This window comes from Owenweeksia hongkongensis DSM 17368, assembly GCF_000236705.1.
Lineage (GTDB): Bacteria > Bacteroidota > Bacteroidia > Flavobacteriales > Schleiferiaceae > Owenweeksia > Owenweeksia hongkongensis.
Genome location: NC_016599.1, coordinates 172489 through 186469, shown reverse-complemented (window position 1 = coordinate 186469; position 13981 = coordinate 172489). Strand labels below are relative to the sequence as shown.

Annotated in this window: 9 protein-coding genes; 3 read left to right on the top strand and 6 right to left on the bottom strand. The window is 41.3% G+C overall.

Annotated features, from left to right (window positions below; translation table 11 throughout):
* Positions 1-28 precede the first annotated feature (28 nt).
* Entirely contained in the window at positions 29-874 is an 846-nt protein-coding gene (locus OWEHO_RS00825; RefSeq protein WP_014200548.1) for a sterol desaturase family protein, read from the top strand.
* An 86-nt stretch (positions 875-960) separates the two neighbouring features.
* On the opposite strand, the gene gyrB is transcribed toward OWEHO_RS00825, so the two are convergent.
* From gyrB to OWEHO_RS00810, 3 genes are all read right to left on the bottom strand, one after another.
* On the bottom strand, positions 961-2904 hold the full coding sequence (gyrB, locus tag OWEHO_RS00820) for a DNA topoisomerase (ATP-hydrolyzing) subunit B (RefSeq protein ID WP_014200547.1): 1944 nt from the start codon (positions 2902-2904) through the stop codon (positions 961-963).
* Between the two features lie 191 nt (positions 2905-3095).
* On the bottom strand, positions 3096-4808 hold the full coding sequence (locus OWEHO_RS00815) for a porin family protein (RefSeq protein ID WP_014200546.1): 1713 nt from the start codon (positions 4806-4808) through the stop codon (positions 3096-3098).
* Between the two features lie 15 nt (positions 4809-4823).
* Positions 4824-7943, bottom strand: coding sequence for a tetratricopeptide repeat protein (locus tag OWEHO_RS00810; protein WP_014200545.1), 3120 nt, complete (start codon positions 7941-7943; stop codon positions 4824-4826).
* A 182-nt stretch (positions 7944-8125) separates the two neighbouring features.
* On the opposite strand from OWEHO_RS00810, the gene OWEHO_RS00805 reads away from it, so the two are divergent.
* The gene (locus tag OWEHO_RS00805) at positions 8126-8812 is read left to right on the top strand and encodes a cell division ATP-binding protein FtsE (RefSeq protein ID WP_014200544.1); all 687 of its coding nucleotides are present in this window, start codon (positions 8126-8128) and stop codon (positions 8810-8812) included.
* A 430-nt stretch (positions 8813-9242) separates the two neighbouring features.
* On the opposite strand, the gene OWEHO_RS00795 is transcribed toward OWEHO_RS00805, so the two are convergent.
* A complete protein-coding gene (locus OWEHO_RS00795) occupies positions 9243-11243 on the bottom strand; it encodes a T9SS type A sorting domain-containing protein (RefSeq protein ID WP_014200543.1) in 2001 nt (666 codons plus the stop codon).
* A 178-nt stretch (positions 11244-11421) separates the two neighbouring features.
* Complete coding sequence (locus tag OWEHO_RS00790; protein WP_014200542.1) at positions 11422-11880, bottom strand: hypothetical protein; 459 nt, start codon at positions 11878-11880, stop codon at positions 11422-11424.
* Positions 11881-11980: 100 nt separating this feature from the next.
* Between OWEHO_RS00790 and OWEHO_RS00785 the strand changes: the two genes are divergently transcribed.
* Positions 11981-12898, top strand: a complete 918-nt coding sequence (locus OWEHO_RS00785; protein ID WP_169312745.1) for a glycosyltransferase family 2 protein — start codon at positions 11981-11983, stop codon at positions 12896-12898.
* Here the strand turns inward: OWEHO_RS00785 and OWEHO_RS00780 are convergent.
* The gene (locus tag OWEHO_RS00780) at positions 12846-13973 is read right to left on the bottom strand and encodes a glycosyltransferase (RefSeq protein WP_014200540.1); all 1128 of its coding nucleotides are present in this window, start codon (positions 13971-13973) and stop codon (positions 12846-12848) included. The genes OWEHO_RS00785 and OWEHO_RS00780 overlap by 53 nt on opposite strands.
* Between the last annotated feature and the right edge of the window lie 8 nt (positions 13974-13981).

The window sequence follows — 13981 nt, the reverse complement described above, 5'->3', positions numbered from 1 at the left end:
CAGTGCGTCACATTTGTATATTTAGGCTATGGAAGCTATTCTCACTTATTTTGAAACCATCCCCTCGCTGCACCGCAGTTTGATTTTGGTTGGAGGTATTACCCTCTTTTGGATACTTGAAGGGGCTCTCCCACTCTTTAGGTTTAAATACCACAAATGGAAGCACGCAGTTCCAAATATCTTTTTTACCCTTACTACTATAGTTATCAATTTTGCCTTAGCCTTTCTATTGCTGATGTCAGCAGACTGGGTGCGCGACAATAACTTTGGAATAATAAACTGGTTGCCTGAAATGCCGCTATGGCTTTATGTGATTCTTGGCGTAATGCTTCTTGATTTCTTTGGCGCCTACCTGGCTCATTACACAGAGCATAAAATCAAACCACTCTGGATGGTGCACTTGGTGCATCATACCGATCATAATGTAGACATAACCACTGGAAACAGACATCACCCTTTGGAAAGTCTAGTACGTTTTATCTTCACGCTTGTTGGAGTGTTTATTGTAGGCACCCCCATCGCCATTGTGATGATTTATCAATCCTTATCGGTGGTTTTTACACAGCTTACCCACGCCAATATCAGGATGCCTCGCAAGCTGGATAAAATTATGAGCTACATCTTTGTATCGCCTGATATGCATAAGATTCACCACCATTATGTACTGCCCTACACAGACTCTAACTATGGAAATATCTTTTCTATTTGGGATAGATTGTTTGGCACCTATATGAACCTTGACCGTGAAAAAGTGGTGTATGGTGTGGATGTGTTTCCAGATGAAGTGGCCAATGGTAAAATAGGGAATTTACTGACGCAGCCTTTTCAGAAGTATCAGCGGCCCACTATAAATGCTGAAAAAAGTATTGACTGAAACGAGAGAACAATTTCCCACAAAAAAACCCGTCACCTTTTACAGCAACGGGTCTTCAGAATTTAAAAACAAAATCTTAAAATTTACTAGGTATCGATCTTTGCGTACTTAGCATTCTTTTCGATAAACTCACGTCTTGGTGGTACATCATCCCCCATCAGCATTGAGAATATACGGTCTGCTTCGGCCGCGCTATCAATAGTTACCTGGCGCATCATGCGGTTGTTCGGGTCCATAGTGGTTTCCCAAAGCTGCTCAGCATTCATCTCTCCAAGACCTTTGTAGCGTTGCAAAGAAACCCCTGATTTATTCTCTCCACCATACTCGGCAAAAAGCTTATCTCTTTGGTCATCATTCCAGGCATAGTCGCTCTTGGCACCTTTCTTTACTAAGTAAAGGGGTGGTGCAGCAATGTAGATATATCCGTTTTCAATCAGTTCTTTCATGTAGCGGAAGAAGAATGTAAGAATCAAAGTAGCAATGTGGCTACCATCAACATCCGCATCACACATAATCACAATTTTGTGATAGCGCAATTTAGAAAGGTTCAGTGCCTTGCTATCCTCTTCAGTACCCACGCTTACGCCAAGGGCTGTAAACATGTTTTTGATTTCTTCGTTTTCAAAAACCTTGTGTTGCATGGCTTTCTCCACGTTCAAAATCTTACCACGCAATGGAAGAATGGCCTGGAAATTACGGTCACGACCTTGCTTGGCCGTACCACCTGCCGAATCTCCCTCTACCAGAAATATCTCGCAAATTGCAGGATCCGTTTCTGAGCAATCAGAAAGCTTACCAGGTAAGCCACTACCGCTCATCACTGTTTTTCGCTGCACCATTTCGCGGGCTTTCTTAGCCGCCACACGAGCTTTTGCAGCAAGTATTACCTTTTGTACAATGGTTTTGGCTGAGTTCGGATTTTCTTCCAAAAAGTTGGTAAGCATCTCTCCTACCAACTGATCTACCGCACCTGAAACTTCACTGTTACCCAACTTAGTTTTGGTTTGTCCTTCAAACTGTGGCTCCATTACTTTTACGGAAATCACAGCTGTAAGTCCTTCGCGGAAATCATCTCCGGATACTTCTACTTTCTCCTTAGCCAGCATACCACTTTCGTCAGCATACTTTTTAAGGGTACGTGTAAGTGCTCTTCTAAAACCCGAAAGGTGTGTTCCACCTTCATGGGTATTAATATTGTTTACATAAGAATGAAGGTTTTCCGCATACGAAGTATTGTAGTGCATCGCCACTTCTACCGGAATTTCATTCTTTTCGCCTTCCATGTGAATCACTTCTGGCATTAGGGTTTCGCGGTTCATGTCAATAAACTCAACGAATTCCTTCAGTCCACCTTCACTATGAAATTTTTCAGATTTAGGATTATCATCCTCATCCAATTCACGGTAATCGGTGATGGTAATGGTGATTCCTTTATTAAGGAAAGAAAGCTCACGCATACGTGAGGCTAGAATATCATAGTTATACTCCGTTACTTGAAATATATCAGCATCGGGCAAAAAGGTTACTTGAGTACCTCTGGTTTCTGTTGTCCCAATTTCCTTTACAGGGTATTGAGGAACACCAATTTTAAACTCTTGTACATAATGCTTTCCATTTTTAAAAACCTCAGCTTTCAAGTCAGTAGAAAGTGCATTAACACAAGAAACACCTACTCCGTGCAGTCCACCAGAAACCTTATAGGAATCTTTGTCAAACTTACCACCGGCATGGAGTACAGTCATTACTACCTCCAGTGCAGATCGACCTTCTTTTTCGTGCATTTCCACAGGAATACCACGACCATTATCCTTTACGGTAATGGAGTTATCCTCATTAATAAATACATCAATGGTATCGCAATGGCCCGCCAAGGCCTCGTCAATAGAGTTATCAACCACCTCATATACCAAATGATGGAGACCTTTAATGCCTACATCACCAATGTACATGGACGGACGTTTACGTACCGCCTCCAGGCCTTCTAATACCTGGATACTACTGGCTTCATACTCTTTTGGTATTTCGCTCATATTATTAGAGTTAGATCAAATTTTGAAATCTTACAAATATACCCTTATTAGCTATAATTCAACACACCAAACCACCAGCAAAATCAAGGGTTTTCCACATTTTGCTAACAAATCAGACGTTAGAATTGAGATATAAGACTTTAGACCTCAAAATAGAAAAGTCTAACATCAAAAGTCTGAGAATCTGAAGCCTACAATTTATACGTAAATCCCATCAAGAAATTTATGCTTTGTGCTTTGTAGCCTAAGTACATATCATACTTTGAGTTGGTAATGTTTAGCACATTTACGTAAGCCGAAAGACGAGAATTATACAAATACTCTACTTGAAGGTTGGCAAATAAGTAAGCTGGCAATGTACTCTCCACTTCCGGGTTCATACTTTGCTCAAAAGCCTGTCTCTTGCCCACATAGTTCAAATCGGCACCTAGCTTTATTTTTTCTTTAAGTGTATAATCCGCGTCAAGCTGGGCTAGAAAACCTGGTCTATGCCAAGCCTCCTCCTCACCTTGAGTATTATAGCTTCTCAGTTCGCCAGATAAACCAAGCTGAAGGTTATTGTTAACGTTTACACCCAATTCACCACGTGCATAAAAAGTTTGTGAATTGTCATACAATACTTCCAGCGCATTGAATGTACTATCGTATCGGTAAAATGGGTCACGGTAATAAAGTGCCAAATCATTCTGAACAAGAGTACCTCCCGAAATATTGAAGGAAGTAGTGGAACTCAATAAACCCTGCAATCCGATATAGATATCTGTAGTTCGCGTGGGGCGCAAATTCATAGCTGGTATCACATAGGAGTTGTCCGTGGTAAAAGTTCTGTAAGTATTGTGCTGCTGTTGACCTTTCACCCCACCATAAATGGAAAGTACGTCTTCCACAAATGGATACTCAATATTGATTTTCGGGAAAAAGCGCATGGTAAACTTATCGTCTGCTGGAGTAATTGCTTGGTAGCTGTTGGCATAAATATTAAGACCAAAATCAAACACTATTTCGCCCAAGGCAACAGAAACACTCGGGTACGCCTGAACCGTAAAGTAAGCTTGGTCACCAGCAAGAATAGTATCAAAACCTGTTTTGAAATACGTAAAGTTCAAACCTAAATCCAAGCCAATATCACCGGCAGGAAGCTCCCAGTCAGAGCCCAATCGGGTAAAGTTTTCTTTAGCTCCCATCGCATCTGAAAAGTTGTAGTAGCGAAAATCTACTTTCTCTACCATTCCCAAGTCGTTAGCTTTCTTTTCGGTGATACTCGTGTTGATTTCATACTGGCGAAACCAATTTTCCTTTGGGTCCGGTTTCTTGATATCATCCAGTGAGTCACCATAAGCAGTAGGGTATTCATCTATTCCATAATAACTGTACTTATCCCATTTGCCAAAAGCCTGCGTACTCCAGGTTAGGTCTTTATAAAAGTGATTGTAGTACGCTCCAAGCTGGTTATTGCTCAAGCCATTGTCGGCAAATATGGTTTGCTTCACTCCACTATGCGTAGAAAAGTGCTTTCCCCAAAATCCATAACTCTGCTTTGATGAGCGTTTGCTATTCCAGTAACCTTCCACCAATGGGGTACCGTAGAGCCCAAAGCCCACTTTTACCATTCCGTTGTACAATTCGTCTACAGGAACCTTTGCCACACGGGCATGGCTTATAGGATCTGGTTGGTAATGCACCTCTATAGGTTGGCTCGTGATTTTATAATTTACCTGAAGCTTACTGGTCGTGGTGTCCTCAAATTTTGGAAAATCGGTAAACTTTACTGCCTCCCCCACTTTGGCTTTGTACTTATCCGTAACGCTCAGTTCTAGTTGGCCTAAATTTCCTCCTGGCTGTGCATAGGCAAAACCGCTTATCGTCAAAAAGGCCAGTAAAATTATATTCTGTATGGTCTTCATCTTAGTCATCATTTTTTAGCGAAGGCTATCAGCCGGTTCTTGCGATTCATCAATTATCATCAGGCCATCATCCAACATCAAAGAGTCGCTCTGTTTCTGCAACTCCGCTTTTTTCTCTTCTACAGCCTGTCTTTCCATCAAAGCAATTTTGTCTTTCATGCTTTGTGCTTCATTTGTAACCTCTGCACTGTAAGCTTGGCTTATCACAAAATCTAAAGTGTAATTAGCCTGAAAAATATCATCCTGATACCAAAAGTTTTCGGCCAGCAATATCAATCCTTTCATCTTCCATTCCTTGTAATCTGGAAGCTCCTCAATGAGTTGATACACCAGGGTTTTTGAGGTTTCGTAGTTCTTTTGTTTAGTGTTTACCAATGCCAGATTATAAAATGCCTCCGCTTTTACTTCACCTCCGCTAGAAGCTATTAACTCTCGTAAAAGTGGGCGGGCCTCTTCCCACTGCTCATTTTCCACTTTGCCCAAAGCAGCTATTCGTCTGGCTACCTGCACCAGTTCCGCGTTTTGCGTTTCATTCTCTAAAATAAGTTCTGCATATACAGCAGCTTTGTTATAATCTCCCAGCGCAAATGCCGAACGCATGGTTCCTGCCTGTGCTTGAGTAGTAAGCGCTCGGCTATCAGAAACCTGTGCCAATTGATCAAAAAGCTTCAATGCTTCCGGGTAATCCTTTTCGGTAAAAGCCTTGTTGGCCAAATAATGAACAGCTTCCGGAGTGTATTCACTTCTACCCATGGCCACAATTCGCTCATAGGCTTCGGCAGCTTGCTGGGTGTTGTTATTTCTATCAGCACAATCCGCCAGGTAATAGTTTGCCTTTAGGCTAAATAGTCCTTTTGGAAAACGATTTACATAATTGCTCAAGGCTGAAATTGCTCCGGTGCAGTTTCCTGCAGAATACTGATCAAAGGCGGCACTATAGGCTGTGGAGTCTAAAGCAGATTGACTGAAGTTCACAAAGTCTAAATCACTCACCCAGTCAAGATAACCGTCAATATCATTTTGACGGGCATACACCAAGCGAGCTAAACCTACCGCTTCGATAGACTCCTCACTACCAGGATAATCGCTTACCACCTTTTTGTACACTCCAATGGCTTCGTTATTTCTATCCGTGTTGCTGTAAGCCAAACCTTTTTGCAAATAAGCCTTTGGCACCAAATTAGACTGTGGCTTCTCATTTATAAAACCATTTAAACTCGCTAAAGCCTTATCATAATTTTCCATTTGAAGCTCTGTAACCGCAATCTCATATTGTGCATTTTCAGCATAAATGGAGCTTGGGTACTTGTTCAACAGCTGCTGCAACTGTGCAATTTTTTCATCTTTCTTTCTGGCAAGTCCAAGGCATTCGGCTCGCTGAAACAAGGCATAATCTGCTTCTTTAGTTCCTGCTTTAAGGGCACTCTGATAAAACTCTGATGCTACCAAATAACCTCCCGTAAGCAAGTAGCTATCTGCCATACGGAGGTAAGCATCAGGCAAGCGAGGGTCATTTTTCTTTGCTTCCTTCGTGTAGGTTCTAAAATTGGTTGCCGCCTTTTGAAAGTCAAATTTCTTGTAGTAGCAATATCCTGTTTGGTATAGACTTAAATTGTACTCACTCATGTTAAATGAACCTGCTGTACCTCTAAAACTTTCAAACTGGTCCAAAGCCTTGTCATACTCGGCTAGTCTGTAATAGGTTTCTCCTTTCCAATATTTGCTAAGTGCCGTTATCGTTTGATTGATTGGGTACTCTAGCGACTCATTATATTTATTGAGGGCAGCTGTATATTTCAGTGCACCAAACAATTCCGAACCACGGTAAAAGGCTATTTTTTGGTAAGCCTCGCGCATAGCAGGTGAATCCATACCTGTGCGGGAAATGGCTTGCAAGGCACGCTCATAATCTTTGGTAGTAATGTATAGATTGGCCAAATACCTGTTACCTTCTTTTATATAAGGCGAGTTTGGAAACTCGTCCATGAAGCCATTCAATACACTGATGGCATCTGTGTAGGGGTCTGAATTTTCGTACACTAACTTGGCATAATTAAAATATGCATCCTCACGAATGGTAGGTGAAGCCGTAATTTCTGATGCCGCTTTAAAAGCCGTAATAGCACTCTGCTTATTTCCAACTTTCAAATAGCAATCGCCCAAATGGTAATAGGCATTTTGCTGTAAAGCCTCATCGCCTCCGGTTATCTTGTTAAATGAATTTATGGCTTCAGGATACTTTTTCATTTTGTACTGCGCATAGCCCAATTCAAAATGATCACGCTGGCGCATTCTTCCGCCCTTTTCTTTAAAAATCTCTAAGTATTTGGCTGCATTTTCATAATCCTCTCTGGTATAAAAAGCATCCCCCATAAGCTTGGCGATTTCCGGTGCACGGGTAGGTGTCGCATTTTCAATAAGCTCCTCACCCACTTCCAGCAATTTGTCAAAGTCTTTGAGCTCATAATAAATATGCGCTAAATAATAGGGTACCAATGGTCCAAAAGACTGGTCACCTTGCAAGGGTAAGAAGTTGGCCAAAGCCTCAGTGTAGTTACTATCCGTGTAAAGTAAGTGCGCGTAGTAATACTTTGCAGAGCTGGCGTATTTGGAATCTTTGTCCTTCAGTTCAAAAAACAAACTCTTAGCTTGCTTTATCTGTTCTGTTTCCAAAAGCGAATAACCCTTCTTGAAATAATATTCATTGAGCTGCTTTTTGGAAAGTCGGTACTTATCTACTTTTTCGAAGTACTCCGCTGCATCCCTGTATCGCTTTAAGCTAAAGCGGGCATTGGCGTATTCAAAGTACAATCTATTGGAAAGTGGGCTCAATTCAAATTCCCTGGCAAAGGCATCCACTCGTGACTCAGCATCACTATTGTAAAGCTTCATGGCACAAATGGCGGCATAGTAAGCGGCAGAAGCGCGCGTTTCGCGGTCATTATAATATTCTTCCTCGGCCACATCATCCAGCAGTCGTTGCGCATTTCCATACTGTCCTTTTCGGAAAAGTTCAAGACCATTTTCATATTGTGCACCTATATCCTGAGCCGCAGCCGAAGTTTGGCCGGTACTCCACATTGCGCACATCATCAACACACTAAGCCCCAGGGCTTTCATACGATGGTTCACCATAGTACAGTTTTACAGATTTTGAGAGATTAAAAGTAGACCTTTAAACAGGGGCAATGATTTTGTGGTGTGATGATTTTTCAAACGAATTCTGTTAATTATTATTTAGTACTCCTTTCAAAAAAGACTTTTAAAATGCCATAATTCAATTAGTTTTGGCTCTACTTTTTACTTACCCAATCATTATGAGCAACACCCCCATCTTACAATTGCAGGAAGCGTCTATCTTTCAGAGGGAGCATTTGGTGCTCTCTGATGTAAATGTGGAAATATATCACGGCCAGTTTGTGTACCTTATTGGGCAAACAGGAAGCGGAAAATCGAGCTTGCTAAAAACACTTTATGGTGATTTGCCCCTAAAATCTGGTGTTGGAAATATTTGTGGCCATGATTTAAAAAGCCTTAAAGACAAGGATATTCCTTTTTTGAGACGAAAAATGGGTATCGTGTTTCAGGATTTTCAGCTGCTTACCGATAGAACTGTTTCTGATAATCTTCTTTTTGTACTAAAGGCTACTGGCTGGAAAGACAAGAAAAAGATGGAAGCTAAGATTAATGAAGTTTTAGAAAAAGTAGGAATGGCCACCAAAGGTTTTAAGATGCCTTATCAACTTTCGGGCGGTGAGCAGCAGCGTGTGGCTATTGCCCGTGCCTTGCTTAATGACCCCGAACTTATTTTGGCCGATGAGCCAACCGGAAACCTTGACCCCGGTACTTCTGAAGAGATTATGATTTTGCTAAAGCAGATTAGTGAAAATGGTCGCGCCATTTTGATGGCTACCCATGATTATTCATTGATTTTGAAATTCCCAAACCAAACGCTGAAATGTGAAGATGGGAAGGTGTTTATGGCGGTGCAGAGTAGTCTTTAATTTTGTTTTACGAGGATTTACGATTTGTCTTAACCTTCTATTTTATAAATGTTCATTTTGGCATCGCCCCAAAACGAACCAAAAAGTCTAGGCTGATTTCTCTTTTCTTGAAAACTACACAGCTCCTTTTCTTCCGAAATCCAAGCCGCTTTGCTTCAGGATTTCTCCTAAAGCGAAAAGAAGCTGCTTGTTTTCTACCAAAATAGAAATAGGCCAGTCCTAAAAATAAACATATCGGATGGCCCATGAGCATTTTTCAGAACTAGCGGCAAATAAGGCGCAATTGCGTTCTTTGAAAAAGAACAAGCATGAAGCCGGAATTTGTCCGTGGTTTGCGAAGCTTTGCGGAGCAAAAGTTCCTTAAAATGCTCTAGACTTTTGCATACTTTTTGGCAATGAAAAAGTATGAGCCCTGCGGCTTGAGCAAAAGTTATTCCTTTACGATTTTCCTAAAACCACTCTCCCCTCTATTATTCTGTAGTTCCAGCAGATAGACTCCTTTGCTAAATTGACTTAAATCTAAGGAAGCCTTTTCATCATTAAAAGCTTCTTGCAAAAGCAGCTTTCCATTAAGGTTATAAAGTTTTACGGAGCTATGTTTCGGCAAATTCTCTAAGTTCAAAACACCATTGGTAGGGTTTGGATAAATCGCTACACCGACAAAACCTTCTTCACTTAGGCTAATTTCTCCGGCTACTAAGCTGTCACAAACGGTAACTTCTGTACACTCAAAGTAGGCCATAGCACAAACTCTGTATTTCCCTTTAGCAGCATAGCTATGCTGAATGCTATCTCCCCATACCTGGGTGCCATCACCCAAATACCACTTTACACTATCTGCCGGATCACCAGTGTATACAAGATTTATAGTATTCGTAGCATTTATACCGCTCACACTCATGCTGGCCTCCGGTACATCACATTCATATTTGGTGAGGAAAAAGCTCCGCTGGCTACCTACTTTGTACAAAGTGTCTTGGCCTAAAAACATGGACATGCTAAAGTTACCTCCAAGGTAATAGGTGTTTTGTGAGCCGGCTGCTATGGCATTACCATAGCTTGCGCCACCAAAAGGTGTTTCGGTGCGCTCCATAGTAATCAACTCACCATTGCTTTTGTTGAAACGGGCAAGAAAGGCATCAAAGCCTTGGTTAGCAACTCCTGTAACCGTATCCGTTTCATTAGGCCAATTTAGAATTCCTGTATATCCAGTTATAGCCACCTCCGTGTCACTCACAGCAATACCACTTCCTTCAGTGCTGGCTTGGCGCGATATACCCATTAAAGACCATTTGTTATTTCCAGAGGAATCAAAAACTGAAATGTAAGGAGCTCCTTTACCACTTGGGGAGGTAAAAGTATGGCCTCCGAATTCGGTACCTGGCCAAACATCTCCTGTTAAATATACATCTCCATTGTCATCTAAATCCATATCAAGGATTTGCCCCACATCAGTGCCTCCACTTTCCTTTTTCCATAACAGTTGACCATTTGGAGAAAAGGCAGCTAAATACATATTTGAGCTTACAGTATCTCCCCCTAATGACAGGTAAGTGTACTGTTTTGCCTTATTTGTACCGGAGATATAGTAATTGCCATTTAAAGGGTTTCGAGAAAAATGAGTAATTCCTCCCCAAAGAGAAGTTAAATCTATTCCCCTTCCAACGTTTATTTCCAATCGAGTCACATTACTTACCTGACCTTGCAAATCATATTTTAAAATGTAATTGCCTGCTTGTGTTATGGTATTGTTATTTCCCCAGCCAAACACCCCCGATCTCAAGTGACATAACCAAAAAATTTCTCCACTTGAGCTAACATCCAGACGGATAGGAAAACTATTATTAACTAACCCATTTACGTTAGTTACTGTATCAGGCTCAGGCATATGCAACCACTGAAAGGACCCCAATGTATCATACTTTATTAGAAACATTTGTTTTCGGAGCGTATCAGGATTTAAGTAAGTCCACTGTGGAAGTATAGTGTCCATATCAAAATGTACGGGTTGGTATGAGGGATTAAGGTCTACAGCAGGATTAAAGACCCTACCAGTAACAAGAATTCCGTTTCCTCCATCATACTTGATATCGTATGCATAATCATCTCCCCGTCCACCAATTACTTTGGACCACCTATGGCTACCATCAGATTTAAAGCTACTAATAACGATATCTAAAGAATTTGAAGTACCAAAATCAGAATAGGCATTGAGTGGGACTTCGGCAACTTTTAGGCTTGCTCCACCAACCTGTCCTAGTATATAAATGTTTCCCGACTGATCCGTAATTATTCTATTGATGTTATTGTAATCTGTAGTCCTATCCATTGTATTCACAGACCCTCCTCTAATTGCCCACTGCCATTGAGCGACAATAGTAGGAGAAATAAGTAAAAAGGTGATCGTGAGAAAGAGTAGTTTTTTGAGCATAGCACTTTAGTTGAGTCACTAAAGTAAAGAATGTCAAAATACTAAGAACAAGGGGAAATGTTAAAGTTGGTTGGAAACTGGTTAATGGTTTGTAGTCTGTAGTCTGTAGTCTGTAGTCTGTAGTCTGTAGTCTGTAGTCTAAAGTAGAAATTAGCGTTCGAGTTGAGCCGGGGGAATTTTACTTTACTAGATTGATGTAAATACTCCCTCCAAGTTCTGTAGAACCGCAAAGCGAACAGACTTTCACATCATTTTGAAACATGTAGCTAAGCTCATATTCTACCTCACACTTCCTTTCGTAAACAAAAGATACATAGCGCAATACCTCGGTACCCGCTGAATCCAGATGTACGAAAATCTTCTCTTCGTCATTATTAGTCAAGGGAATCATTACCCCTACGCTGCGGTTACTTGCGTTTACATTTGACGTAAGTACTCCCTTCGTTTCATGCTCAAACACGGCTGCATTAGGGTCATAAGTGGCACTGTCACCAAACCACAGGTCGTTACCTTGGGCGTCCAGCAATCTAAACTGTCGGTCAGGGTTTCCTGCATCCTGCACCAGGCTACAGTCATTGCACGAAGTCACAATAAATGTGAGCATCACTGCCATAACTATGGATGTCAATCGTTTCATATTAGAATGTTATTTTGTTAGTATCGGCAAATCTAAGGAGATGCCGTAAGAATTGTTTAAAAATTCCTTAACGTTGAACCACGAAATTAAAACAGCTCGCTTGACTCAAATAAGTATCTGCATACCCATCTATGAGCAGGATATACGGCCTTTAGCCCAATCCCTGCTTTCGCAAAAGGAGAAAATCCGTGGTGTGGAAATTCTATTTTATGATGATGGTTCATCCCAAAAGTGCCGCGAAACCAACCATTGGTTGCACAATGATCCCAATGTAAAGTATGTAGAACTTGGCCAAAATGTAGGGCGTGCCGCTATTAGAAATCGCCTGGCCGCTTCTGCGGAAGGGGAAGCTGTCTTGTTTTTGGATGACGACAGCTTGATTGACAATCCCGATTTCATTAAAAACTACCTAAAGCACAATGATGGCAAAACAGTAATCTGCGGTGGTAGAAAATATACTGAAGACTGCCCTGATGAAGAGCACCGTCTGCACTGGACATATGGCTCACGCATGGAAAGTAAGGATGCCGCTCATCGCAACAAAAGGCCAAATGAAGCATTTCATTCCAACAATTTCCTTATTCCAAAAGAAATATGGAAAGAAGTTCCTTTTGATGAAAACCTAAAGCAATACGGCCACGAAGATACCTTGCTAGGCTATGAGCTTTCGCGCCAAGGCTACCCTATTTTGCACATTGACAATGAAGTAATTCATGGTGATTTGGAGAGCAATGAAATGTTTTTACACAAAACACGCCTTGCCATTCAAAACCTAAAATACCTGTACCTCCGAGGCAATGGTGATTTCAACGCAAGTGTAACCCTCATGCGCACTTTTGATTTTATTTCTAAAATAAAACTCAGCAAGTTTGTGGCTAAAGTTTTTGCCAAGAATCATGAAAAGTGGGAGGAAAAATTAATCACAGCAAAAAGGCCATCACTTAGATTGTTCAGTTTTTACAAGCTTAGCTACCTGAGTTTTCTGCTGCGTAAGGCTCGAGAATCTGCCTCCATATAAGCTGTTCAGTTTCCCAGTTATTTTCTGCTGCCGCTTGTTTTAAGTTGGCAGAATAATAGGCTTTGCCATTTGCTTTTACCTTTAAAATAGCCGTGGCCAAAGTCTGTGGATGGTGATCCATGCACACTTCACCAATCTTATATTGCTCTACTACTTTTCGCACTTCCACCACGCTGGAAACTACCATGGGTATTCCACTTTTTATAAAATCAAAAAGCTTGTTGGGCAAACTAAATTGATAATTTGGACTTAGAGGCTTGTCCAGTGATAATCCACAATCAGCGTTAAGCGTGTATTGCAGCATTTCCAAATAGGGCTGCTTTGGTTTAAAGATCACTCGCTCACTAATTCCTTTTTCGGCCGTCATTTTTTTGAGCCCTGGTACAGCATCACCATTTCCTACTATTAGCAGCACCACTTCCGTGGGAAGTAATTCAAGCGCTTCAATCGCCTCTTCCATTCCGCGATCTACATTGATACCCGCCCCTTGGTTGATAATGATAAATGCATCTTTGGGCAAACTAAGCTCTTCCCTGCTTTTCACCTTTTCAGGTAAACTGGAATCCGAAATATTCCGTACCACATGGATCGGCTTTCCGTATTCATCCTCATACAGCGCAGCAATACTATCATTTACCGTAATTACCGTTTTGAGCTTTGGAAAAATAAATTGCTCCAAGCTTGTCCACACCTTTTTTACTAAAGGTCTATTTTGAATTTCGGGCACACCGGTAAAATACTCATGTGAATCGTAAATCAAGGGTTTCCGCTTGAGCGAAGACACTAGATAGTTTGGCAACAAGGTGTCTAAATCATTACTTATGTAAAGATCAAAACGATGGAAAAGCAGGTACCAAAACAGCCTGAAATTGTAGTTGGCATAAAAAAGAAAGCCTTTTCTAAACCAAAGTTTGAACCTACGATGAGGATATGGCTTTTTATATTCCAGACTTTCAGGCAGCTTTCGGCCTACAAATGTGGGTTCAATCCCCATTTGGAGCAGCACCTCATTGGTGCGCATCACGCGCTGGTCAGTTACCAGGTCATTTGTTACGCTTACTACGGCCTTCTTCATACTTTTGC